At 48.9% G+C, this 26586-nt stretch carries 16 protein-coding genes; 4 read left to right on the forward strand and 12 right to left on the reverse strand.

Annotation, left to right across the window (positions count from 1 at the left end; translation table 11 throughout):
* Positions 1-4 precede the first annotated feature (4 nt).
* Positions 5-1261 (reverse strand): putative acyl-CoA thioester hydrolase, encoded by a 1257-nt coding sequence (locus LVQ79_RS17130; RefSeq protein WP_232865852.1) that lies wholly within the window; start codon positions 1259-1261, stop codon positions 5-7.
* A gap of 395 nt (positions 1262-1656) precedes the next feature.
* Here LVQ79_RS17130 and LVQ79_RS17135 point away from each other — a divergent pair, with 395 nt between their 5' ends.
* A complete protein-coding gene (locus LVQ79_RS17135) occupies positions 1657-3387 on the forward strand; it encodes an ABC-F family ATP-binding cassette domain-containing protein (RefSeq protein ID WP_232865853.1) in 1731 nt (576 codons plus the stop codon).
* Between the two features lie 226 nt (positions 3388-3613).
* On the opposite strand, the gene LVQ79_RS17140 is transcribed toward LVQ79_RS17135, so the two are convergent.
* Entirely contained in the window at positions 3614-5305 is a 1692-nt protein-coding gene (locus LVQ79_RS17140) for a methyl-accepting chemotaxis protein (protein WP_232865854.1), read from the reverse strand.
* 247 nt (positions 5306-5552) lie between these two features.
* Here LVQ79_RS17140 and LVQ79_RS17145 point away from each other — a divergent pair, with 247 nt between their 5' ends.
* Both LVQ79_RS17145 and LVQ79_RS17150 read left to right on the forward strand, forming a co-directional pair.
* Positions 5553-7850 (forward strand): FdhF/YdeP family oxidoreductase, encoded by a 2298-nt coding sequence (locus LVQ79_RS17145; RefSeq protein ID WP_232865855.1) that lies wholly within the window; start codon positions 5553-5555, stop codon positions 7848-7850.
* Between the two features lie 307 nt (positions 7851-8157).
* Positions 8158-10548 carry a glucose/quinate/shikimate family membrane-bound PQQ-dependent dehydrogenase gene (locus LVQ79_RS17150; protein WP_232865856.1) on the forward strand — a complete coding sequence of 797 codons (2391 nt, stop codon included), beginning with the start codon at positions 8158-8160 and terminating at the stop codon, positions 10546-10548.
* 119 nt (positions 10549-10667) lie between these two features.
* Here LVQ79_RS17150 and LVQ79_RS17155 read toward each other — a convergent pair whose 3' ends face one another.
* The 4 genes from LVQ79_RS17155 to hrpA form a co-directional block, all read right to left on the reverse strand.
* Positions 10668-11018 (reverse strand): hypothetical protein, encoded by a 351-nt coding sequence (locus tag LVQ79_RS17155; protein WP_232865857.1) that lies wholly within the window; start codon positions 11016-11018, stop codon positions 10668-10670.
* 247 nt (positions 11019-11265) lie between these two features.
* Positions 11266-12921 carry an SNIPE associated domain-containing protein gene (locus tag LVQ79_RS17160; RefSeq protein ID WP_232865858.1) on the reverse strand — a complete coding sequence of 552 codons (1656 nt, stop codon included), beginning with the start codon at positions 12919-12921 and terminating at the stop codon, positions 11266-11268.
* 320 nt (positions 12922-13241) lie between these two features.
* Entirely contained in the window at positions 13242-14006 is a 765-nt protein-coding gene (locus LVQ79_RS17165; RefSeq protein WP_151993444.1) for an SDR family oxidoreductase, read from the reverse strand.
* Between the two features lie 63 nt (positions 14007-14069).
* Complete coding sequence (gene hrpA, locus LVQ79_RS17170) at positions 14070-17969, reverse strand: ATP-dependent RNA helicase HrpA (RefSeq protein ID WP_232865859.1); 3900 nt, start codon at positions 17967-17969, stop codon at positions 14070-14072.
* 206 nt (positions 17970-18175) lie between these two features.
* Between hrpA and azoR the strand changes: the two genes are divergently transcribed.
* Positions 18176-18781 carry an FMN-dependent NADH-azoreductase gene (azoR, locus tag LVQ79_RS17175; RefSeq protein WP_034455656.1) on the forward strand — a complete coding sequence of 202 codons (606 nt, stop codon included), beginning with the start codon at positions 18176-18178 and terminating at the stop codon, positions 18779-18781.
* 570 nt (positions 18782-19351) lie between these two features.
* On the opposite strand, the gene LVQ79_RS17180 is transcribed toward azoR, so the two are convergent.
* The 6 genes from LVQ79_RS17180 to LVQ79_RS17205 all read right to left on the reverse strand — a co-directional run bounded on the left by LVQ79_RS17180 (position 19352) and on the right by LVQ79_RS17205 (position 26460).
* Positions 19352-20821, reverse strand: a complete 1470-nt coding sequence (locus LVQ79_RS17180) for a pyridoxal phosphate-dependent decarboxylase family protein (RefSeq protein ID WP_232865860.1) — start codon at positions 20819-20821, stop codon at positions 19352-19354.
* Positions 20822-20839: 18 nt separating this feature from the next.
* The gene (locus tag LVQ79_RS17185) at positions 20840-22225 is read right to left on the reverse strand and encodes a diaminobutyrate--2-oxoglutarate transaminase (RefSeq protein ID WP_151993440.1); all 1386 of its coding nucleotides are present in this window, start codon (positions 22223-22225) and stop codon (positions 20840-20842) included.
* Between the two features lie 573 nt (positions 22226-22798).
* Positions 22799-23101: a hypothetical protein gene (locus tag LVQ79_RS17190; protein WP_232865861.1), complete on the reverse strand. Its 303-nt coding sequence runs from the start codon at positions 23099-23101 to the stop codon at positions 22799-22801.
* Positions 23102-23291: 190 nt separating this feature from the next.
* On the reverse strand, positions 23292-23615 hold the full coding sequence (locus LVQ79_RS17195) for a YdbL family probable chaperone protein (protein ID WP_151993438.1): 324 nt from the start codon (positions 23613-23615) through the stop codon (positions 23292-23294).
* A gap of 5 nt (positions 23616-23620) precedes the next feature.
* Positions 23621-23821: a YnbE family lipoprotein gene (locus LVQ79_RS17200; RefSeq protein ID WP_034455663.1), complete on the reverse strand. Its 201-nt coding sequence runs from the start codon at positions 23819-23821 to the stop codon at positions 23621-23623.
* Positions 23818-26460 carry a YdbH family protein gene (locus tag LVQ79_RS17205; RefSeq protein ID WP_232865862.1) on the reverse strand — a complete coding sequence of 881 codons (2643 nt, stop codon included), beginning with the start codon at positions 26458-26460 and terminating at the stop codon, positions 23818-23820. The genes LVQ79_RS17200 and LVQ79_RS17205 overlap by 4 nt, the downstream gene beginning before the upstream one ends.
* Positions 26461-26586: the final 126 nt, after the last annotated feature.

Below are 26586 nucleotides of genomic sequence, written 5' to 3' on the forward strand. Positions count from 1 at the left end.
ACGCTCAGTGATTATTAAATTCCCACAAGCGGTTGAAATTTACATCATTCAAATTTCTGTCGGCGGCATTATTACCGTTAAATGGCCTTGCGGTCGTGGCAGCACTTCCCCACGGCGACAGAGAATCATAACCACTATCAATCGTTGAGTTTATCACCACCACCTGGCTATTCGAGGTTTTACCCGGCAAATAACCGGTCGTTTTTGCGCCTTGATCCCAGGCCCGTCCAAGTTTTGCAAAGTAGCCGTTTTTGAAACCGCCATCGCTGGTAAAGCGGCTGTTTTTCACCAGGAACCCGTAAGGGTTATCCGGCAGCGTGTTAGGTGCCAACACAAAGGCTTCCTGCGACTGTCGCGATGAGACAGTATGGAAATGCACGTTATCAAACACTGCATTCGCGCGACCAAACACGTAATCCACATCGCCTTCAATGTAGCTGTCTTTGATGAATACGCGGCTGACTCTGTCTGTTACGTAGCGGTTTTTCTCATCGCTGGTATTAACAAAAAAAGTATCCTGGCGGCCAATCAAACGCACATTTTCAATCTGCACTTTGTCGCCATCGGTTCGCAGGGCCACGCCCTGATGCGCGTTACCATCCACGCTGTCGAGCAGGGAATTAACCACCGTCAGATTGGCAAGCTGGAAACCATGATTTTGCGACCAGAGAACGGCTGCACACGTGGTGGCGACCACCGGCGTGGTTTTGTTAGCACAGGTTTGGTACATCTCCCAGGCCGGATCACCCGGTTGATATTGCCCGCTCGGGTTGACGGTTTTGCGCCAGACTTCCGGTGAAATCATTGAGTCGAGCGCCAGTTGAATCGTCACCTGCTGCGGGTTTTCACCTGCGCCAAACAGCGTGACTGGCGGTGCATTCATCGGAATGTAAACCGTGCCTTCATAGACGCCTGGCAGGATTTTTATCACAACGCGCTGGTTCGATTTCGCAGCCTTTAATGCGGCATTCACCGCCTGCTGCACTGTTTGGTACGGCGCGTCTTTGCCGACAACCCATGGCGTATCAATATCTTTTAAATTCAATGCCTCCGGTTGCCACGGCTCATTTTTCGCCATCGCAATTATTCCGCCACGGGCGAAGACGTTTTGCTCCGTAAAATGAGCCGCCTCGCTCTGGCTAAGAACCGGGCGAGTGCTGCTCCCTGGTCCCTTGTGAGAGGTGAGGTTTGGTGAACTGCATCCTTGCAGTACCAGAGGGATACAAAGCACAGCTAAAGCAGAGTAGCGAGGTAATGACATACGTTAAGCCCCTGTCTTTTATTAATGTTTTATTTGAAAAACCAAAGGCCAATTTAAATAAAACATCATTTTAAAAACATGAGGAGCGCGGCATTTTCGCAATTGCTCCCAGGGAAATATCGGTAGCTGGTATTTATTTCTGTTTTCTGCCAGGATTTGTTTATTCATCAACCAACTGAATATATAAGGAGGAACCCATGCTGCTGTTTCGTGAAATTTTGTTTATTTCACATACCTTTGGTGATCGCCATAGCTCAAGCGTTATCGATATCGCACTGCGATAATCCGGCTTGAGCGAAGCAACCAACTGCAATCCCTTCCCTCGGGCTTACCGGGTTATCGTCAGCCATATTTGACGAGGCGTTTTCGCGCCTGTAACTCTTGAGTAAGCAACAATGAGCACATTATTAACCGCACAATCCCTTAGACTTGATACCGCTTTCGGCCCGCTGCTGGCTGATATCACCTTTACGCTTAAAAAAGGCGATCGCCTGGGCTTAATCGGCCACAACGGCTGTGGTAAAAGCACCCTTCTTAAATTGCTTGATGGCACAATCGAACCCAATAGTGGCAGCGTGACGCGCGCACATCACTGCTTATTGGCGCGTGTCGAACAGCATTTGGCTGAAGATTTACATTCACTCACCTTGCTTGAAGCCGTGATAGCGAGACTGAGTGAAGCACAACAACATACCGATGGCTGGCGAGCACAGGCGCTCTTAGCCAGCATGGGTTTTGATGAAAGTGCATGGCAACTCACCGCCGGAACACTAAGCGGCGGGCAACACACACGTTTATTATTGGCGCGTGCGTTGATCACCGAGCCGGATCTCTTGCTGCTTGATGAGCCAAGCAACCACCTCGATTTGCCCACACTACTGTGGCTGGAGCAGTTCTTACGTAACTGGAACGGCAGCTTTGTGCTGGTTTCTCACGATCAACATCTGTTGGATAACGTCACCAACGGAACATGGATCCTGCGTGACCACGGACTCAGTTTCTTCCAGCTACCCTGCTCTGCAGCCCGCGCAGCTCTTGAAGAGCGAGACCGTACCGATGCACACCGCCATCAGGCCGAGCAAAAGGAAATTGACCGCATTGCGGCCAGTGCGAAACGTCTGGCAATTTGGGGCAAAGTCTATGACAACGAAGACCTCGCCCGTAAAGCTAAGCAAATGGAAAAACGCATCGACAAACTTAAGGACAGCCAAACCGAGTTAAGTGCTGCAAACCTGTGGCAACTGATACTCAAAGGCGAGGCATTACCCGCTAACCGCTTGCTGGAAATGGAAAACCTGTCGGTGAGTCCGGCACCGGATTGTCCTCCACTGTTTAACCTGACTATGCAGCGCATAAAAAGTGGTGATCGGGTGGCAATAATCGGCAAGAACGGTTGCGGAAAATCATCTTTATTACGCCTGCTGTGGCAGCATTATCAGCAGTCGCAAGATGAGTCCTCAATCCGCCTGCATCCACGCGTAGAGATGGGTTATTACGACCAGACACTTCATCAGTTACGTGACGGTGACACCTTGCTCGAAGCACTCGAACCTTTTGCGCCGTTATCTGAGCGCGATCGCAAAATGGCGTTGATCAGCGCCGGTTTTGCCTGGTTACGCCATGGGCAAACGGTCAGCACTTTGAGCGGTGGCGAACGATCCCGATTGCTGTTTGTTGGGCTGACTCTAGCGCGTTATTCGCTGTTACTGCTTGATGAGCCAACCAACCACCTGGATATGGAAGGCAAAGAGGCGCTGGCAGAAACGCTGCAAAGTTTTGAAGGTGGCGTGTTGCTGGTCACACACGACAGGACATTAATCGCCAAAAGCTGTAACCGCTTCTGGTTGATTGATAATGGCGAATTGAGCGAGTGGCACTCACTTGAGGGGCTATATGCGCAGCTGACAAATGACAATGTCGATATCGTGACAACGTCACAGAAAGACGAGTCATCACCGGCAGTTCAGGTTCATTCGGAAACTGAAAGCTGGTTGGAACGCCTGGTTGAGCTGGAGGAGAAGCTTGCGCAGGATTTAGCACGCAAGCAAAGCCACCAGAAACCAGCGCTTCAGCAGCAATGGCGGATGGAGATTGCCGCGCTTAATCTCCGGCTGGAACTCGAGTAAACGTTAGCGTCGGATGTCGCGGAGCTAATCCGACCTACGAGGTAACACCATTCATTTAAGCTAATGAATTAGGGGAAACGCCGGGATTTGGTTCCCGGAGGGACGCCAAACCCGGTGGTCGCCCCGGATATCTCATTCTTAAACTAACGGTGTTAACCTACGAGGGGCATTTTCTGGGAGTTTATAGGGTGGATTAGCGCAAGCGACATCCACCGATTCACATCATCTAAAATGTTGCCCAGTTATCGTCTTCGTCTATAACTGTTTTAGCGGCCTTAGCGGTGGTTTTCGGCTTTTCAGGCTGAGTTTTTACAACGTTGGGCTGATGGCTTAAACGAAATGTTCCTACGGCGGTGGTCAGTCGCGCCGCCTGCTCCTCAAGAGAATTCGCCGCAGCGGTGGCTTCTTCAACCAGTGCTGCATTCTGTTGTGTCACGTTATCCATCTCGTTTATCGCGATCCCGACCTGCTCAATACCACGGCTTTGCTCATCCGATGCCGCCGCAATTTCTTGCATGATATTGGTGACACGTCGCACCGCGCCGACAATATCCGTCATCGTTTCGCCTGCATGAGCGACCTGGCTTGAGCCACTATCAATGAGCGATACTGATTCACTGATAAGCCCCTCAATTTCTTTGGCAGCTTGTGCACTGCGCTGTGCCAGAGTGCGTACTTCAGTCGCTACCACAGCAAACCCGCGCCCTTGTTCACCGGCTCGCGCCGCTTCAACCGCCGCATTCAGTGCCAGAATATTGGTCTGGAAAGCAATGCTATTGATGACCGCAGTTATCTCGGAAATTTTCTTCGAACTGGTAGAGATATTGGTCATGGTTTTCACAACACTTGAGACAATGCGCCCACCGTCACCGGCTTTGTGGGAGGCTTCTTCGGCAAGCCTGGTCGCGTGATGGGCGTTATCTGCGTTCTGTTTCACCGTGGCCGTTAACTGCTCCATACTGGCCGCCGTTTCTTCAAGTGCCGCCACTTGCTGTTCAGTACGCGCCGACAAATCGGTGTTCCCGGCAGAGATCTCGCTGGTGCCCTGATAAATCGCCTCGGCCCCCATGCGCACTTCGCCAACCGTATTCACCAATGAAACCTGCATATCCTGCAAGTTCTGATTCAGTTTGCCGATTTCACTGTTACCGAACGATTGCAATGGCTGGGTTAAATCGCCTTTGGAGATTAGTTCAATACGCGTTGCAGCCTGTTGCAGAGGTTGAATAACCACGCGGCGTAACACGACAAAGGTAAATATCGTCAGGAGCAGCGCGATTGCGAATGCGCATGCCATGACCATCACACTTAAATGTGAGCGGGCCTGGGCTTGCTCATGAAGTGCAACTGCGCGCTCGGTACGGATCTGCGCCGCTTGCTCTAACACCTTGTTGTAGTCGGCATCCAGCTTGCGGGCTTCTTCATTTTCATGATTGATGATGGCCTCAAACATGCCGTTTTTGGCATATTTCATCATCGGCGCCATACCTTTATTCAAATATTCATCAAAGCGTGTGCGCAACTGGCTATCCAGCGCTTCACCCGCCTCAACTTTATCGGCACGAGCCATATAAATATCGAAGCTGGCCTGCGCTTGTTTAATCAGCTTTTCTGCCTCAGCGATATTAAATTTCATATCATCCATGTCGGCCACACGCCCTGCGGCCCCTGCATGGATGATATTCAGTCGCGCACTACGCAAATTAGTCGAGCTTTCCGAAAGCCCAATCCGTACCTGAATTTCGTTGGTCACGTCTTGCAGCGCTTTGTCGCTCTGGATCAAAAAATAGCTCGCAAGCCCTACACATAAAGCGAACAGCACTAAAATCCCAACCAGAATTGATGTAAACAGCGGCACTAATCGGATGTTGTGCCAGAAACGAACAGCCCCTTGTGGGGAGATTTTTGTAGTTGCCATGTCCTTGGTTTCTCTTTTTGTAAAAAGGTGTTTCTGTAAAAGAGTCATCGGCCATGAGAAACAAAAGATTGAACAAAAATTTGTCGTTTTGTGGAGGGGTTAACAAATCATCGATGAATAGTTATACAGATCACAGTTTAGCCCTGAAATTAGTAAGGCTTACATTCAGGTTAAACCGGAGTAAACTGACTGTAACGGTAAATGGCGTAACCGCGTGCGGTCGCTCAAAGGACAACAATTAAGCGTTATGAAATTTAAATCTGCAATCAAACCCTATCGCGCTGCAGCCGGTGGCTGGGGCTCTCTTGAAGCAACTACCCGCTTTGTTATCGACAGTAAACATGCCATAAAAAACCTGCGCAACTTGATGCGCATGAACAAAGCCAAAGGGTTTGACTGCCCAGGTTGTGCATGGGGCGATGACAATAAAAGTACTTTTAGCTTCTGCGAAAATGGCGCGAAAGCAGTGACATGGGAAGCAACTCGCCGTTTTATCGATAACGAGTTTTTTGCTAAGCACAGTGTCAGTAATCTGTATCAGCAGAGCGATTATTTCCTTGAATATCAAGGACGACTTACTGAGCCGTTGCGTTACAACCCGCAGACTGACCATTACGAAGCCATTAGCTGGGATGACGCACTGGCGCTTATCGGTCAGCATATTAAGGTATTGGATAATCCCGACCAGATAGAACTGTACACCTCAGGACGCGCCAGTAACGAAGCGTCTTATCTGTACCAATTATTCGGTCGCATGATGGGAACCAATAATTTCCCGGACTGCTCGAATATGTGCCATGAAGCCAGCGGCAGCGGGCTTAAACGCAGTATCGGCGTCGGTAAAGGCACCATTCATTTAGATGATTTTGATAAGGCCAACGCCATTTTTGTGTTTGGCCAAAACCCCGGTACTAACCACCCGCGTATGTTGCATAGCTTGCGCCACGCAGCTGAGAACGGCGCACAAATTGTGACCTTCAATACCCTGCGTGAACGCGGTCTTGAGCGTTTTGCCGATCCGCAAAAGCCGTTAGAAGTGATGACACCACTGGCCGGTAAAATCAGTAGCTACTATTACCAGCCGAATTTGGGCGGTGATATGGCCGCGATTCGCGGTATGGCAAAAGCGCTGCTGGAAACCCATCGTCAGAAACTTGAGAACGGTGGCACGGGTATTTTCGATGAAACCTTTATTGCTGAGCACACTCTTGGCGTGGAAGCATGGTTTGCTGAAATCGACAACACGTCCTGGGAGCACATTACCCATCAATCCGGATTGAGCGAGCAGCAATTGCGTGATGCCGCGACTATCTGGCAGCAGGCCGAACGTGTGATTTGCACCTGGGCGATGGGCATTACGCAGCACAAACACTCCCTGAACACCGTACGTGAAATCGTTAACCTGCAACTTCTGGGTGGCCATCTCGGAAAACCTGGTGCGGGCCTGTGCCCAGTGCGCGGTCACAGTAATGTACAAGGCAACCGCACGATGGGCATTGATGAAAAACCATCGGCTGCATTACTCGATAGCCTTGCAACTCATTTCGGTTTTGAGCCTCCGCGCGCGCAAGGCCATAACACCGTTGAAGCTATTGCGGCAATGCTACGTGATGAGGTCAAAGTCCTGATTACTCTTGGTGGCAATCTTGCGGCAGCCGCACCAGATAGCCCTCGCACCGAGGAAGCTCTGCAACGTTGCGGCCTGACGGTTCATATCAGCACCAAACTTAACCGCAGCCATGTCGTACCCGGCAAAGAGTCACTGATTTTGCCAACGCTTGGGCGTACTGAAGAAGATATGCAGGCCAGTGGGCGGCAGTTCATCACCGTTGAAGACTCATTCAGCATGGTGCACGCATCTGAAGGTATCGGGAAACCGATTGCTGTAACGCAGCGTTCAGAAACCGCCATTGTTTGTGGGATTGCTAACACCGTTCTGGGGCAAGAAAAGCTCGACTGGCTGGCATTGTCAGGGGATTACAATCTGATTCGCGACCATATTGCGGCCACCCTTCCAGGCTTTAAAGATTTTAACCAGCAGTGTGAAAAACCAGGTGGTTTCTACCTTGGTAACGCGGCGGCCGAATTACGTTTTAATACCCCAACGGGGAAAGCGGAATTCAGTGCAGCCCCTCTTCCGAAATCATTATTTGGTGATTTAAAAGCCCCGTTTGCGCTGCAAACCTTACGCTCACACGATCAATATAACACCACAATTTACGGGTTGGACGACCGTTACCGTGGTGTTTACGGACAGCGTGAAGTGTTATTTATTAACCCGGAAGATCTTGCGGCACTTGAGTTGCACGAGGGTGATCTGGTAGATATCGAAACGATATGGAACGATGGCATCACACGCAAAGTCAGCGGTTTTAAAATCGTGCCTTACAACATCCCGCGCGGCAATCTGGCAGCCTATTACCCTGAAACGAACCCATTGGTTCCTCTGAGCAGCGTCGGCGACGGCACCGGGACGCCAACATCGAAATCAGTACCGGTTAAAATTTGCCGTACTGCTCCCGTTGAAAGCCTGAGTATAGCTTAAACAAGCAGTTCCTCTCTGCATTTGTCGGGTAGCCCACGTTACCCGACCTCCCAACCCATCCCGCTACCAATTCGCAATAAATGCGCGATTTCTCATTAACAACTTTGCAATATCATAACGGAAGATTATGATACCCCAACATTAACCATTTGGTTCGTTATGCGTAATTCACTTTCGAGATAACGCTAAATACAGTCACCACATGCGTTTTTGTTTACACCAAAAGGTACAAATCATGCGATCTCCTGCAACAAGGAGACGTTGTTGCATATGAAGCTGAAGGAACACGCTTCAACAGGAGAATGTTATGGCAAATCTTACTCCCCCGCGCGGCCTGGCACTTGGGCTGCTGTGGGTTCTTGGCGGGCTAATGGCACTTATTGGCCTCGCGATCGGTATTGGTGGGGCTTATTTAGTTGCCCTGGGCGGCAGTTGGTATTTCTTGCTGATGGGCATTGTGATGCTCATTTCTGCCATTTTGATTATCAAGAAGAAAATCGCCGGGCTGGTGCTCTATGGCCTGGCATTCGTCTGCTCAATATTTTGGGCAATTAGCGATGCCGGTTGGGACTTCTGGCCGCTGTTCTCGCGCCTGTTTACCTTTGCGGTGCTCGCCTTCCTTGCTGCCATTGCATGGCCCATTTTACGCACTGCCCAAAGCACGGTTCCGGTAAAAAAAGGGCCGGCATATGGTATTGCGGCTTTGCTCGCAGTTTGTATGTTGGTAAGCGCAGGCTGGATGTTTGTGCCGCAGGTGCAAGTTGCCGCCAATGAAGAGGTCCCGGTAAAACCCGTCGCACCTGATGAAGTACAAAAAGACTGGAAGCACTGGGGCAATACCACCCACGGCGACCGTTTTGCCGCCCTTGATCAAATCAACAAGGGTAATGTCTCGGAGTTGCAAGTAGCCTGGACCGCGCATACGGGTGATATTCCCCAAAGCAACGGTTCGGGCGCAGAAGACCAGAACACCCCATTACAGGTTGGAGACACACTTTTTGTCTGCACACCGTACAGCAAGGTGCTGGCGTTGGATGTCGACTCCGGTAAAGAAAAATGGCGCTATGACAGTAAAGCTACAGCACCGAACTGGCAGCGCTGCCGTGGTTTAGGTTATTTCGAAGAAACGACTCAACAAGCTGCCGCTACTCTTGCCGAACCAGCGCAGCCCGCTGCATGCCCTCGCCGTCTTTTCCTGCCTACTACCGATGCGCGCTTAATTGCGATCAACGCTGATAACGGTAAGTTGTGCGAAGACTTTGGCGACCACGGTACGGTCGACCTGAAAGCTGGCATGGGTGAAGTTAAACCGGGCTATTACCAGCAAACCTCTACACCTCTTGTTGCCGGTAACGTGGTGGTAGTTGGTGGCCGTGTGGCAGATAACTTCTCCACCGGTGAGCCTCCGGGTGTGGTACGCGCTTATGACGTTCACACCGGTAAACTGGCATGGGCATGGGATCCGGGTAATCCGGCTATCACAGGGTTGCCACCTGAAGGCCAGACTTATACACGCGGCACACCAAACGTCTGGTCTGCCATGTCTTATGATGCAAAACTCGGTCTGATTTACCTGCCTACTGGTAACGCCACACCTGATTTCTTTGGTGGAACGCGTACTGCACAGGACGATAAATACAGCTCATCTATTGTTGCAGTTGAAGCAACAACGGGCAAAGTGCGCTGGCATTTCCAGACTACGCACCACGATTTGTGGGACTTCGATTTACCATCACAGCCACTGCTTTATGATTTACCCGATGGTAAAGGCAGCACTACGCCAGTGATTGTTCAGACCTCCAAACAGGGCATGATTTTCATGCTCAACCGCGAGACTGGCGAGCCGGTAGCGAAGGTAGAAGAACGCCCTGTGCCACAGGGTAATATCGAAGGTGAGCGTTATTCGAAAACCCAGCCGTATTCGGTCGGGATGCCCATGATTGGCAACGAAACCCTGACTGAATCGGATATGTGGGGTGCGACACCAATCGATCTGCTGATTTGTCGTATCGAGTTCAAAGGCATGCGCCACGAAGGTGTCTACACGCCGCCGGGTCTTGACCGCTCTTTGCAATATCCAGGCTCGCTGGGTGGGATGAATTGGGGCAGCGTTTCTGTTGACCCGAATAACAGCCTGATGTTCGTCAATGATATGCGTCTGGGTCTTGCAAACTACATGGTGCCTCGTGCCAATGTGGCGAAAAACGCCAGCGGTATCGAGATGGGTATCGTTCCAATGGACGGCACGCCGTTCGGCGCAATGCGTGAGCGTTTCCTCTCACCACTGGGTATTCCATGCCAGAAACCACCGTTTGGCACGATGTCGGCCGTTGATCTGAAGTCAGGGAAAGTTGTCTGGCAGGTTCCGGTGGGGACGGTACAAGATACCGGGCCACTGGGGATTCGTATGCATTTACCGATTCCAATTGGCATGCCTACGCTTGGTGCATCGCTGTCGACTCAGTCGGGCCTGTTGTTCTTCGCAGGTACGCAGGATTTCTATCTACGCGCGTTTGATACTGCAAACGGCAAGGAAATCTGGAAATCCCGTCTGCCAGTTGGTAGCCAATCTGGGCCGATGACCTATGTGTCACCAAAGACCGGCAAGCAATACATTGTGATTAACGCAGGCGGCGCACGTCAGTCTCCTGACCGTGGTGATTACATCATTGCTTATGCGTTGCCAGACGCGAAATAAACCAGCAAGAAACGGGTTTTGTGGATTGGATAAGCGGGTGCAATGCATCCGCTTGTTACCCCTCACCCACCTTACATCATCTTTATAGAAAATATGCCCACTAGATGACTATTGATTTCTTATTTTAAGATATCCATTGATTTACGTTTACTTGCTTCTGCTTTTCGGCTGATACGCTCAAGATACCAGGTGGTCACTAAATTGATTTCGAGTAAGGCATATTCTGATGCTAACCAGTCCTTAACATCATTCTTATTATCAAAACCGAACTCTCTAACTTGTGCTCCTTCCTGGAAGGTTTCCTCTTCATCATAATCGCCGTAATATAGATTAATACTTGTACTACCGTAATCCTCAATAAAAAACACTTCACCATCAAGATCCTGCGCTGCGAACAAAGCAGCGTTAAGCGAATGAATTAAATCTTCTAATTTTAATTTTTTTGCTGGTACTTTACTTAAGTCTGGCATAGAAACCCTTTATTTATAAGTGAGAATATTAGTAATTAGTTCTCGAAAGCTTTAACCCCAAATATTGATATAGTTTACTTGAACGTCATATCATTAGGTTTTGGTTTGGAGACTTTAATTTTCCGAGGTGAATTTTGCTTGGCACTCTTAACCTTGTATCTTGCATTCTTTTTGGAAGCTTCTTGAAAGCCTCCAAAACAATAATAAATCACGTATACAAAAACTATGACAGCTAATAAAAAATACATTACAGTGTCTCCGTAAATTCTAGAGCTTTAAGGCCGGATTGTTTAGCTACTGCTATTTTTTCCGAACTTTCTTGCTTACGAAGAGCTATAGTTTCGTAGTAATGCTGAGCGGTTGCTGTTTCAATAAAATCAGCACTATCTCCTGCTAATTTATAAACAGCCTCTTTTACATCCTTAAGCGAAACATTGAAAAACTCTTTACGGCGATTAATAGCATTCACGCGCTTTTTATCAAACATTTGATGTAAAGCCGACTCAAGTGCTGGAGCATCATCACTTTTAATCATCGCATGAACATCAAAGAGGAATGGTACTGATGCCGATCCTAGCTCATCTACACGGTCTTGAGGGTCCAGCCGGCGGGTCATACCAATCTTATAAATTTCTTCACCAAATGAGCCGATATTAGAAATGATGTAGACATGGCCGCGTTTAGTCTGCTGTGCCATGCTTAGTGCTCTTTCACCTTTAAGTTTTGCTTCAGCTAATGCTTCTTCAAGGTCAGTAATTTTACTATTATACTTTTCAGCCTGAGCAGCTGTAGCCGTTGCCAATTTAGCTTCCATTTCTTTTCTGGCTTTATTCAGTGCAGCTGTAGTCCGACGTTCTTCTTCTTCTGCTTCTCTTATTGCTTTTTCTATTTCTATTTGCGCACGTTTTTCTTCAGCAATCTGGGCTCGCAACTCCCTTTGCTCTTCTTTTTCAAGTTGTTTTTTCTCTTTAAACTCATAGGTTAGATTCAATTCCTCAAGTTTTATACTAAGGAATTTTGGCGTAATGTAAATTTGGTTTACTTCATTGAGCTTATTGATTTTTTCAAACGTCTTTTTTATACGGTCTTCAATTAGCGCTATATTCTTAAAGGTACAACTGGAAATCGCAGCATCGCAAGCACCGTTAAAAGCTCTGGCGGTCAAGTCTATACCTCTGGTCGTCATTTTCTGACCTTCACGCTTAGAACCACCAACTGTCCATTCGGTTGGGCAATATATAGCTCCTGAACTTGTTTTATCCTTAAGTAAGGATTTTTGTTTTTCTCTGTTTGCTTTAATTTCTGCAATGAATTTTTCCGAGCAGTCAAAGTCAAAATGAGGATCATAAAATCCCATTTCTTGTAAATCATAACTATCTTGATAAATTGTAATAGCACTCTTTAAATCATCATAAATTATTTTCTTCTCTCTATAGGATTTTTTCAATCCTTCGAGATCATTTTCAGCCGCTATGACTTTATCCGTGATTCTATTTACACTTTGTCGCGATTCATCATTAAGTTTAGCTGCGGTAATTCTGGCATCACTGACAATATTTGCTGCCTGTAAATTCAGGGCATCGATTTTTTTATTACATTCACCTAAATCATCAGCAACTTTTTTATCCGCGTTAATTAATATTTCTTTAACATTGCTAAGTATTATTTCAGCCTCAGCCTCAGCAGAACTGATGATCCTCTTAGCTTCTGTATCTGCAGTAGACACAATTGTAGCTGCTTCTTTCTCAGCATCCAGGATATTTCTAAATCGTGATTCATATCCGGAAAGAATATCCTTCGTTGCTTTTAGAGATTTTGTTTTCTTTAGTAAAAGAAAAATAAAAAAGACAATAACAAAAATAATTATAGATATAGCGGGAAAAAAATATGAATACCGTTCCACAGTTAAACCTTAACATAACAATTGATGTTGAGCGATTGTTAATAAACCCAATAATATTAGGCTGTCATAAACTCACCCATTTGAAATGGTTTCGAATGTAAATAATATATACTTCTGAGCAGGTTAAAATAGTATCACATTCATATCTTGGACTGGAAATAAAAATATAATTATTAACAATCGATGAAGTAATTTTTCAACAACGAGCTTTTTCGCAACGTTTTAAAGAATTTTGCAATCACAACTAAACATTAAAGCCATATCTACTGTTAGCTAATTAATCTGACTCGAGCGGGTAGTTTTTCCCGCCCGACAAACATCTAAACCCCGTTAATTGACGCGCCGCCATCCACCAGTGAAGCGGTACCCGTCACAAATGACGATTCATCAGACGCGAGCCAAAGTACCGCTCGCGCGATTTCTTCCGGTTTACCTACCCGTTTGAGCGCGTGCAACCCGGTAATGAATGCCTGCGATTCCGCCGTATCATTCATATCACGATACATATCGGTATCTACGGCGCCCGGCAAAACTGAATTCACGCGAATATTCTGCGGGCCAAATTCCGTTGCTAACGCCTGCGTCAGCCCAATTAACCCGGCTTTGCTGGCGGCATATGAGGCGACTTGTGGGAATGCGAAGGAATAGCCGACGAACGTAGACGTAAAGATCACCGAGCCACCGCCGTGTTTGAGCATTTCGGCAATCTGGTGTTTAGCTCCGAGGAAAGATCCAGTTAGGTTGATGGCAACCGCATTGGCAAACCCTTCCGCTGAGACTTCAGTACTCGGGCCGTTTTCACCTAACGTCCCCGCATTGTTGAAGGCGATATCAAGACGCCCCCATGTTTGCACCGCTTTTTCCACCAGCGCTTTAGCGTAGGCTTCTTCGCGCACATCGCCCGTTACGGCGACGGCCTCGCCTCCCGCAGCTATGATTTCATCAACCAGTTGAGCAAGTTCGGCTTCACGTCTGGCACCAACGACCACTTTTGCGCCTTCAGCGGCGAACAGTTTGGCGGTGACATATCCGATGCCAGAACTGGCTCCGGTAACAATGGCAACTTTATCGGCTAATCGTTTCATGAGAGGACCCCAGTGGAGCGGTCAGAATTTGACCGCTCATGGAGTATAGAAGCGGAGTTGGGCTTACGCCGTAATCTGTTCCATCGCCTGCAAAATACGCTTATCAGAAATCGGATAAGGCGTCCCCAATTGCTGCGCAAAGAAGCTCACACGCAGCTCTTCGATCATCCAGCGGATCTCCTGCACGTCTTCGTCAACCCGGCGTGCTGGCGGCAGTTTGTTCAGCCACTGCTGCCAGGTTTGCTGCACGTGTTCCACTTTCAGCATTTGCACGCGGTCACGATGCGGATCGACCGCCATTTTCTCGAGGCGTTTCTCAATGGCATTCAGGTAACGCAGCGTATCGCCCAAACGTTTGTAGCCGTTTCCGGTGACAAAACCGCGATAAACCAGCCCGCTCATTTGGGCTTTTACATCCGACAGACCCAGCGCCATGGTCATATCCACGCGCCCTTTCAGCCGTTTGTTAATGTTGAAAACTGCAGTCAGGATCTGTTCGACCTGCTTCGCAATTTCCACCACGGTGTCGTTAAGTTCCGCGCGCACTTTTTCGTGCAGCGCGGCAAAGCCCTCTTCACTCCACACCGGGCCGCCCGCCTGCGCGATAAGTTTATCGACGCCACAAGAAATGCAGTCGTCAATCAAATCCAGCACCTTGCCGTACGGGTTAAAGTACAGGCCGAGTTTGGCTCTGTTCGGCAGCTTTTCATGCAGGTATTTAATCGGCGATGGGATGTTAAGCAGCAGCAAACGGCGCAAACCACGCCACATTGCCTGTTGCTGCTCAAGCGGGTTATCAAATAGTTTGATTGCCACGCTCTCTTTTTCATCCACCAGCGCCGGGAAGGCCTTCATGCGATAGTTACCGCGTTTCTGCTCGTAGCTTTCCGGAAGCGAGCCAAAACTCCAGATATGCAAACCGCTTTGTTCAATACCGTCATCGGCAACCGCCGAGAGCGTTTGCTGGACTTTCTCTTTCAGCCCACCTTTCAACTCACTGAGGTCTTTACCCTCTTTGAGTTTCTTATTGTTTTCATCGACGATACGGAAAGTCATTTTCAGGTGATCGGGCACCTGATCCCAATGCCAGTCTTCGCGGTCGATAGTAATGCCCGACATACGGCGGAACTCACGCTCTAAACTTTCCAGCAACGGCAGTTCCAGCGGCGTGGCACGGCCTAAAAACGCTTCGGCGTAGTTTGGCGCAGGCACAAAGTTACGGCGTACCGGTTTTGGCAGCGATTTAATCAGCGCAATCACCAGTTCACGGCGCACGCCCGGAATTTGCCACTCAAACCCGGCCTCTTCGACCTGGTTTAATAGCGGCAGCGGAATATGCACCGTCACACCATCGGCATCCGCGCCCGGTTCAAACTGGTAAGTCAGGCGCAGCTTGAGATTGCCCTGATGCCAGAAGTTCGGGTAGTCGAGTTTGCTGACCTGTTCCGCACCCTCTTTAATCAACATGCTCTTTTCGAAATTGAGCAGGTCCGGCGTCTCTTTGCTGGCCTGTTTCCACCAGTTATCAAAGTGGCGTGCAGAAATCACATCGTGGGCAATGCGCTGGTCGTAAAACTCAAACATCGTGTCGTCGTCCACCAGAATGTCGCGGCGACGGGATTTGTGTTCAAGTTCTTCAATTTCATTACGCAGCCTGAGGTTGTCGCGGAAGAACGCATGGCGGGTCTGCCAGTCACCTTCCACCAACGCGTGGCGAATAAACAGCTCACGGCAAAGTGCCGGGTCAACCTGGCTGTAATTCACGTTGCGGGCAGCAACAATCGGCAAGCCGTACAGCGTGACTTTTTCTGTCGCCATCACCGCACCCTGCGATTTCTCCCAGTGCGGTTCGCTGTATGAGCGTTTTAATAAGTGTTGCGCCAGCGGCTCAACCCATTCCGGGTCGATACGAGCGGCAATGCGCCCCCACAGGCGGCTGGTTTCCACCAGTTCAGCAACCATCGTCCATTTTGGCGGTTTTTTGAATAAACCGGAGCCTGGGAAGATAGAGAAGCGAGCATTACGCGCGCCGGTGTATTCCTGTTTATCGGCATCTTTCTGGCCGATATGGGAAAGCAAACCGGTCAATAACGCACAGTGAACGGAGCGGAAATCCGCAGGTTCGCTGTTAATTGGCAAGCCAAGTTCTTTCACTACCTGGCGCAATTGGGTGTAGATATCCTGCCATTCGCGCACACGCAGGTAGTTCAGGTAATCGAGCTTGCACTGGCGGCGGAACTGGTTCGATGACAACTCTTTTTGCTGTTCGCCGAGGTAGTTCCACAGGTTCACAAAGCTAAGGAAATCAGATTCTTTGTCCTGGAAGCGACGATGTTTTTCATCCGACGCCTGCTGTTTGTCCATCGGGCGCTCGCGCGGGTCCTGAATCGACAAGCCGGCGGTGATAATCATCACTTCGCGCACGCAGCCAAATTTCTGCGCTTCCAGAACCATTCGCGCAAGGCGCGGATCGACAGGTAACTGCGCCAGCTGGCGGCCTGATGTTGTCAGTTTATAAACGCTGAGATCGGCATCGCTGGTGATAGCACCAAGCTCTTCAAGCAGGCGAACGCCGTCCTGAATATTGCGTTTATCCGGCGCTTCCACAAACGGGAATGCGGCAATATCGCCAAGGCCAAGCGAAGTCATCTGCAAGATAACGGACGCCAGGTTGGTACGCAGAATTTCCGGGTCGGTAAATTCCGGGCGCGACAGGAAATCGTCTTCGGAATAAAGACGAATACAGATCCCGTCAGAGACACGCCCACAGCGGCCTTTACGCTGGTTGGCAGAAGCTTGCGAAACCGGCTCAATAGGCAAACGCTGGACTTTGGTACGGTAGCTATAGCGGCTAATACGCGCCGTACCTGGGTCAATGACGTATTTAATGCCCGGCACGGTGAGCGATGTTTCAGCAACGTTTGTTGCCAGCACAATTCGACGCCCAACATGCGACTGGAAGACGCGGTTTTGCTCGCTATTCGATAAACGTGCATACAGCGGCAGCACTTCGGTGTGCGGCAGATTCAGCTTGTTGAGCGCATCAGCGGTGTCACGGATTTCGCGCTCGCCGCTCATGAAAATCAGAATATCTCCGGCACTTTCGTGGCCGAGTTCATCTACCGCATCGAAAATAGCCTGTAGCTGGTCGCGATCGGTATCGTCAGCATCTTCAACTATCGGGCGATAACGCACTTCTACCGGGTAAGTACGGCCAGACACTTCGATGATTGGCGCATTATTGAAATGGCGCGAGAAGCGCTGCGGATCGATGGTCGCAGAAGTGATGATGATTTTCAGATCCGGGCGACGCGGTAATAACTCACGCAAATAACCCAGCAGGAAATCGATGTTCAGACTACGTTCGTGCGCTTCATCGATGATGATGGTGTCGTACTGCATCAGCAGGCGATCTTGCTGAATTTCCGCCAGCAGGATGCCGTCGGTCATCAGTTTGACCATGGTGTTTTCACTGATGTGGTCAGTAAAACGCACCTTATAACCAACACAGCCTCCCGGCTCTGTTTGCAGTTCTTCCGCAATACGGTTGGCAACGGTTCGCGCCGCCAGTCGACGAGGCTGCGTATGACCAATCAGCCCTGTTAACCCGCGCCCCAGTTCCATGCAGATTTTTGGCAACTGCGTGGTTTTACCTGAGCCGGTTTCACCCGCCACGATAACCACCTGATGGTCACGAATGGCATCGAAAATGTCCTGCTTTTTCTGACTTACAGGCAGATTTTCTGGGTAAGTAATTTTTGGGCGCGAGGCTTCACGCAGCAGGACCTTACCGGCGGCGGAGTCAATCTCTTGCGCAAGTGAATCAAGCACAGCCTGCTGCGATTCAGGATTTTTCACCTTCTTCGCGCCATGTAAACGGCGCGAGAAGCGTTGTCTGTCGCGTAGCATTAAGCCATCAAGGCGAGAGAATAATGAGGACAGTGAGGGTTTTATGTTTTCCATTACGTAATCATCTGGGCAGCGCACTGCCTGGTAAGTCTGTATCGTCAATTAGCGCTAGATTAGCACATCACACCTTTTGACGCCTTGTTCAATAAAATCGAACATTGAGTTCGATATATTGCGCTATCACTGCAAGCGGATTGTGAATAATCTACACCACAGCAACGGGCAATCAGTCCCGAATGAACACAACAAAGGAATCACCCATGAGCAAAGTATTAGTCCTGAAGTCCAGCATCCTGGCAGGTTACTCTCAGTCAAATCAGCTGTCCGACTATTTTGTTGAACAATGGCGTGAAGAGCATAGCGCAGATGAAATCACCGTGCGTGATTTAGCTGCAAACCCAATCCCAGTATTGGATGGCGAGCTAGTTGGCGCACTGCGTCCAAGCGATGCGCCACTGTCACCACGTCAGCAAGAAGCTCTGGCGCTGTCTGATGAACTGATCGCCGAGCTGAAAGCTCACGACGTAATTGTTATCAACGCACCAATGTACAACTTCAACATTCCAACACAGTTGAAGAACTATTTCGACCTGGTAGCCCGTGCTGGCGTGACTTTCCGTTACACCGAAAAAGGCCCAGAAGGTTTGGTAACCGGCAAACGTGCTGTGGTTCTGACCAGTCGTGGCGGTATTCATAAAGATACTCCTACCGATCTGCTGGTTCCGTATCTGAACATTTTCTTAGGCTTTATCGGTATTACCGATGTGAACTATGTGTTCGCTGAAGGTATTGCATACGGCCCTGAAGTAGCGACTAAAGCGCAAACTGACGCGAAAGCGGCAATTGATAGCATCGTTACTGCGTAATTTTTAGATATTAATTTTTGAAAACGGCAAACTTTATGTTTGCCGTTTTTTTATTTCTACAACAAAATAAAGATCAATAAGAACGACGAGACTAAAAAAGAAAGCCCAAACCATTCAGTATAAAGTAATGCAAAAGCGAACAAAGTATTCATTACCCACCAAAGGAATATGCGTTTTCGCAGTCCATGCCAGTCATATTCTGGATAACAGAGATTTAGAATATAAATAGTTAAAGTTGTCAGGATAATCAAAATGTTATCATCCGTGAAACGCAGGCACAACTAGTGAATGGGCGCTGTATACGTTCATTATGCGAGGGAGGTAATTTAAGCAATGTTAACTGTGTGAAAATTGTTTTGCAATTAGTGTTATTTGATATTGATAAACAAAAATAAGCACATTAAATCAATGAATTGCATTTAATTAACACATCAATAAATACTTTATACCTATGCATTACAAGAAATGCATTCACGGAACGGATTATATTGAGATAAATATTAATGGGGAATAAATAAGAAATGGGAAATAAGAGAGGCGGTTTATAACCGCCTCTCCTGGGGAACTTAATTAGCCAATTAATTGCTGGGCTGTTTTCTCAACCAACGCCAGCAGGACTTTAATATCCTCAAGCGTAACGGTCGGATTGAGCAGAGTCAGCTTCAGGCAAGTGACGCCGTTATGCTCAGTCACACCTACGTTTGCGCGGCCAGAGTCCAGCAATGCATCACCAATTTTCTGGTTCAGCAGTGCAATTTCTGCGTCGCTAGTAGAGGCCATTTGCTCAGGACGGAAACGGAACAGAACGCTCGCCAGTTGTGGTTTCATCACCAATTCAAGAGACGGCTCTTCAGTAACGTACTGCGCAACTTCTTGTGCAAGTGTCACACCATGATCGATGATCGCGGCGTATTGCTTCTGACCTAATGCTTCCAGACCCATCCACAGTTTCAGTGCGTCGAAACGGCGAGTCGTCTGCAAAGATTTAGACACCAGGTTTGGCACGCCAGCGGCTTCATCGAACTCAGAGTTCAGATAAGCCGCCTGATAGCGCATCAACTCGTAGTGGCGCGCTTCTTTCAGCAAGAAAGCACCACAGCTGATGGTCTGGAAGTATTGTTTGTGGAAGTCCAGGGTGATGGAGTCCACTAACTCAATACCGTCCAGATAGTCGCGATATTTCTCGGACATCAACAACGCACCGCCCCACGCTGCATCAACATGCACCCAAATCTGGTGCTCTGCTGCCAGGGTGGCGATTTCACGCAGCGGATCAATTGCGCCAGCATCGGTAGTACCCGCTGTTGCAACAATCGCCAGGATCTGTTCGTCGTTTGCCTGAGCCTGTGCCAGTTTCTCGCGCAGATCGTTAATATCCATACGCGCGAATTCATCGGTTTTCACCAACGTCACTGACTGGTAACCGAGGCCCATTAAAGCCATGTTCTTCTGCACTGAGAAGTGTGCGTTTTCAGAACACAGGACTTTAATCTTTTTCAGGTTGCCTACCAGGCCATCTTGCTGGATGGAGTGGCCCTGGCGCGCAAAGAACGCGTCACGAGCCAACATCAGGCCCATCAGGTTGCTCTGGGTGCCACCACTGGTGAACACGCCAGCATCGCCTGCCTGATAACCCACTTGAGCACGCAGCCATTCAATCAGCTTCATCTCAATGATGGTCGCAGACGGGCTTTGATCCCATGAGTCCATGCTCTGGTTTGTGGCGTTGATCAATACTTCTGCAGCCTGGCTGATAACCAGACTTGGGCAATGCAAGTGCGCGACACACTGCGGGTGATGCACCGACAGGCTGTCTTTTAAGAAGTATTCGATCGCACGCTCAATAGCGACCTGGTTGCCCAGGCCCTGAGGATTAAAATCCAGTTGAATGCGTTCACGCAGTTCAGCAACAGATTTACCCTGATACATCTCAGGTTGCTGCAACCACTGCACAACAGCCGCGCTGGTCTGTGCAATGGCCTGCTGGTAGGCTTCAGTGCTTTGCGCTGAGCCTGCCAGGATAGGATTTAATTCAGACATCGAGGTCATTAACTCCACTCAAACAGGCTTGATGCCAGCCGCTAACAGCGCCTGCTCAAACTTATCGAGGAAAATAGCCAGCTCATCATTAGTGATAAGCAAAGATGGTAGCAGACGCAACACGACGCCATTACGGCCACCGCGCTCCAGAATCAACCCTGCTTTGAAGCAGTTCTTCTGCAGCAATGCGGACAACTCAGCATCAGCTGGGTAGCAACCCATATGATCTTTGGCTTCGTTTGGTTTAACGATTTCGATACCGATCATTAAGCCAAGACCACGAACCTGGCCAATGACCGGGTAACGTTTTTGCAGCTCAGCCAGTTTGCCTTTCAGCCACTCGCCCTGTGCTGCAACTTTGTCAGCAATCTTGTTTTCAGTCAGATGCTTCAGAGTTGTCAGACCGGTTGCCATCGCCAGTTGGTTACCACGGAAAGTACCGGTGTGGTGGCCAGGTGACCATGCGTCAAACTCTTTCTTAATGCCCAGAACAGCCAGTGGCAAACCACCACCAACCGCTTTAGACATAACAATGATGTCCGGCTCGATACCCGCATGTTCGAAGGCGAACAATTTACCGGTACGGCAGAAGCCAGCCTGAACTTCATCGATGATCAGCAGAATGCCGTGTTCTTTGGTGACTTTGCGAATGCGCTGCAGCCACTCAACAGGAGCTGGGTTCACGCCACCTTCACCCTGAACCGCTTCCAGAATGACGGCCGCAGGTTTGCGCACGCCACTCTCAACGTCGTTGATCAGGTTTTCGAAGTAGTAAGTTAATGCTTTCACGCCAGCTTCACCGCCAATACCCAGCGGGCAGCGGTACAGGTGCGGATAAGGCATAAACTGAACTTCAGGCATCATGCCATCAACTGCTTCTTTCGGTGACAGGTTACCTGTTACGGAAAGTGCGCCATGAGTCATGCCGTGATAGCCGCCAGAGAAGCTGATGATGCCTGAACGACCGGTAACTTTCTTAGCCAGTTTCAGCGCAGCTTCAACTGCATCCGCACCGGATGGACCGGTGAATTGCAGGCAATATTCTTTACCCTGACCTGGCAATAAAGAGAGAAGATATTCCGAGAACTGATCTTTCAACGGTGTTGTAAGATCCAGTGTATGTAACGGCAAGCCGCTGGTAATGACATTTTGGATGCTTTGCAGCACGTCAGGATGGTTATGCCCAAGAGCAAGCGTACCCGCACCGGCCAGGCAATCAAGATATTGATTATTCTCAACATCAGTGATCCAAACACCGTTGGCCTGCGCAATTGCTAAAGGCAATTTACGTGGATAACTTCTGACATTCGATTCAAATTCAGCTTGACGCGCCAAATAGGTTTCATTGTTACCATTGAATGAATTAGCACCTAAACTATCAATACGGACTTTATCCGTCATCATATCTCTCCCACAGCTGCCGGTTCGTTAATTTGGCAGTTGAATTAATGAATGTAGAAAAACTGAGCACCATGTAAAAAACGCCGTCAATATAGGTTCTTTTTACTCCCTACTCAATATTTTATTTTGTGAATGTCTGTATGTTGTCCTAATGTTTTTATCTTGTACTTATTTTATGAAAATCAGTGCATTATCTACGCATCAGATACTTGTGCTGTGCATTTGCATTTGCGCAGTCATTAGCTTCACTTATTTGCATTTTTGCAGCTAAATAATTCGATACGCCCAATCTCAGTATGAGATGCAACGAGGTACTGTCACGTAAATCCTACCTAACGGATACGACCGTTCATGAGGAGGCTGTATTCTTAATCGAGAATGTACTTAAAAAATATAAGGTGAATATTTTAAATAGAATAAAAACCAATCACTGGTTTTAAATTAAGCTGCTGAGAAAATAAGCTTTTTATTTCGGATGCTATATAAATATATGTTAATAGCACCTAAACGAGACCAGCATTAAGACCTCTGGTTGGTAACCGTTTGATGCTATACAACAACTGATCCACTTATTCCTTAATGACGGATTGAACCAGGTTGCCTGAGGTTGCCCGTGTGCCCAAAAGCCGGCATTGGCGATGATGATGAAGATGTAGGGTTGATAGTCTGCGAATCGCTCCCACTAAGACCAGCTACGGTATCGCTAGTCCCAAGGCCGGCAACTGTATCACTGCCTATTAAGTCGACGGTTCCCGTTTGTTGACTGCTGCTCGATGAACTGCCTGAGCCCGTATTACTTGCTCCAGAGTTCATCGTTAATTGCGCGAACGCCGCTGTGGTAACCAGAGATAGCACCATGGTCAAAATAATCTTTTTCATTAGTTGTTCCTCATCCAGTACTCATATCTGTATCCATAGTACGGAAGAAAAGAGTGGCTTTTTGTCCCTATACTATTTCACGCATACAGGTAAATGAGCGGACTTCAGAACAACGGTATCGCTAATACATGCGTGTACAATCCGTGTCATCAAAGCAACTTCAGTGTAGCCCAGCGCCTTGTGTCACGAGTTATTTTTTCATCCATTGGCCGTTAATGCCGCGTACGAATTCGCCCGGTTGTGCGCGAGCCACCAGCTTCTGCCCGGCCAATTCCGCGACCTGGTTTGCTGAGATATTGTTGCTGTCTGCCAGTTTCTGATAATTTTCCGCACGCGCTTCGTTAATGCTTTTCACCAACGCCAGCGTCTCTTTATCTTGTTTGATTGGCGCAACATAACCGCTTAGTGTCTCCCCCACACGCCCTTGCTGGCGTGCTTCAGACAGAGTTAACGCCAATGCCTGTTGGCTAAGTAATATGCTTGCCAGTAAAACACTCTTAACGATTTTGTTCATGAGCTTCACTCCTGACCAAACAAATCGCTGCGGTTTTTAAGCAACGTTTCAACGTCTTTATCGACTTTAATATGAATCTCATGCTCGATTTTCACGTTCATATTAATGGTGATAGGTTCTTTTGGCGCCGCGACTTCAATACGCGGCGTGCATCCCGTTAACCCGGCAATCCCTGTCACCAGGAGCATAGCGATGACGATTTTCATTGTGTTTCCTCACAAGCTTTATCGCGAGCCTGGCAGCGCACATCCGGCAGTTCGGTATGTTGCTCAAGCCAGGTTTGCAAATTGTCCCCAAAACGCAGGCTGCGCCAAAGCGTAAAGAGGTTTTCCTGATGGCTGTAGTTCAGCCGCACTTCATTCCTTTTCCCTTCAACCTGGCTTGTGCCCTGCACATTCGCCCGCAAAGTTAGCACGCCAAGGTTATCTAAATTGATATCTGTCCAGGAATGAGAAATCTCCATATAACGCAGCCAGTTAACCGCAACACCTGCAGCAATATTGTTCTCAACAATGGCATCAGCCATATCTTTATCCAGCCGCAATGTCAGTGGGCCAGGGTTTGTCAGCCAGCCACCTTTAATGATCCATTGTGGATGGTTAAGCCACAGCGGCAAGGCACCATTCACACGCCCGGACATAGTGAACTGCTTGGGATTGACCGCAGTAATCAATTCGCTCGACGAGATATTTTCTAAGCGTAGCAAGGCTGCATCGCGTTGCGGCATGCGCAACTGCTGCATTCGTAATTTTCCACCCAGAAGATCCACATTAACGTTACTGAGCATCAACGGCTGCTTTTCACTCCATGGATACCAACCTTCAAGATCGGCCGTGACATTTGTCGCGGCAATCTGATTTTTAACTTCGGCTATCCGCAATGTGACCGGACCATCAGTCCCTAATCGCCAGGTGCTGTCGCTAAAGCGGAATGGCAGCACAAAATCAACACCATTAATTTGGTTATCCGGCAACCAGACGCTGCCATTTTTCACCACACCATGGCCGCCGGCCTCAAACCCTTGCCCTGCGGCTGCGGAAAAAGCAACCTGTGAATAGAGCGAGCCATCTTTTAAAGTCATTTTCCAGTCAGCGGGGATAAGCGACTGGAACACAGTTAAACCTTGCTGTGGCCACCACGCATTACCGCGCAGGCGCACACCATCCCAGCGGCCATTCACACGTACCGGGCCAATACTCCCTGCGTGGAGGTCACCTTTATACTGGAATGAAGAAGGGTCTTCGCCCGTCACGCTAAAGGTTAATGTTGACGGCGGTAACGTACTGCCACCGCTGAAAGTCGTTTCTCCCGCATTGAGGATAAACGCGCCATCAAAAGTTGGAGCTGTTTGTGCACGCTGCCAGTGAAGAGGCCTCTCCAGTTTCAAGCGTGGTTCAGTGACCAGCATTGAGCCATACTCAAGCTTGTCAAAGCCGGTAGAAAGCGAGCTAAGTTCAATCACGCTATCGCGCCACACTCCTTGCCCACGCACATCCCACTTAGCCTGCATCGGGGTAAACTCACCCTTGCCCCAATACTTCCATCGCCATAACCCAGCATCTGGCAAAAAGTCATCCGCTTTACCATCCAGATGCAGCTCGAAATTACCCATCTGGTTTTCGTGTGCGCGAACAATTGCCTGCAACCGACCATCGACACCGCGTTGCGTGACACTGACTCCCGCCAGTGGCCAACGAATTTCATCGACATCGATGGAGTCGATGACTCGCCCACGTGATCGCAGTAGAGCGCCTGGACGGAACAACAATTTTGGATCGGCAATCGCCCCGCTAATTTCACCCGGCAGCACTGCGTAAAACACCATGCCATCTTGTTTTGCTTCACCGGTTAATTGCACCGGTAAGGAGCTGTTGATCATGCTGAGCTTACCGGGGCCAATATTTAACACCGCGTTGGCTTTCCCGGCACTACCCTGCGTGACGACGTTCATACGCCCGCTGATTAAGGCCTTTTCCAGCCCCTGCTTCCAGTCATCAACCCGTAAAGCAATGCCACCTCGCAGCGGGAACCCGGCATAGGGCCAGAACCACTGCCCACCATTGACTTCAAAAATGTTCTCACTGATGGTCCATGGCAGCGTCAACAATGCCTCAGCCGCAGCAGGCTTCTTCAGTGAAAATGAACCCTGATCATCGTTCCAGTTCAGAACGACATCGACCAGTTCAGGCTCTTGTGGAATACGTAATTTAGTTGCGAGATACCCCTGTTCAGGCAGTTTATCGGTAAGCGGAGGTAAGGTAATGGTGCCGACAAGTTCCAGCGGGTCCATACCAGCAAAAGCCTGAATCTTTAACTTTTGCAGATTGAGCATTTGACCGTTTAGCTGCGCATCAACGCTGAGCGATGGGCCTTGGTAGTGAACCGTTTGCTGCTGCGGCGTTAACGTTAAACGTAAACCGCCGGAGAACTGTTGAAAGGGCGTTACATTGACCCTATCTATAGTGAGCAGGCTTTCAGGCAGCAGTGATTGCCACTCGGCCAAAGTACGCGGTGCGGCTGGGCCAGATTCGTCGAGAGGAATTTTACTCAGGCAATCAACGTTAAGATTGAGCGTATCAAGATGAATGCGCCAGCGTTTGGGGTGGCTAAGAGTGGCATCTTTTATCGTCGCCAGCTCGCAATCCCCGGCAAGATAACGCAAATCAGGAACGATTATCGCACCACGCGTAAATCGTGGGCTGGCTTCCATAGCAATGCGTGTCCCTTGCGGCAGCCAGATACCGGCAAGCGTTGGCAGCCAATGGGCTATAGTCATCAGAAGCGTTAACGGTAGTAGAATGAGTATCAATACCAACGCAATAATGGCTTTATATTTACCCTTCATGGGTGGTTAATATCCTGATTCTGCGACAATTATGTGCCCATTTAAACAACATATGCGATCATTCTTGCATTATTTGGACCGGGCGTGAAGGTCGTGCCTGGTATAAGCGTAGCCAACCTTGAGTTA

This window comes from Buttiauxella cochleicola, from assembly GCF_021282405.1.
Lineage (GTDB): Bacteria > Pseudomonadota > Gammaproteobacteria > Enterobacterales > Enterobacteriaceae > Buttiauxella > Buttiauxella massiliensis.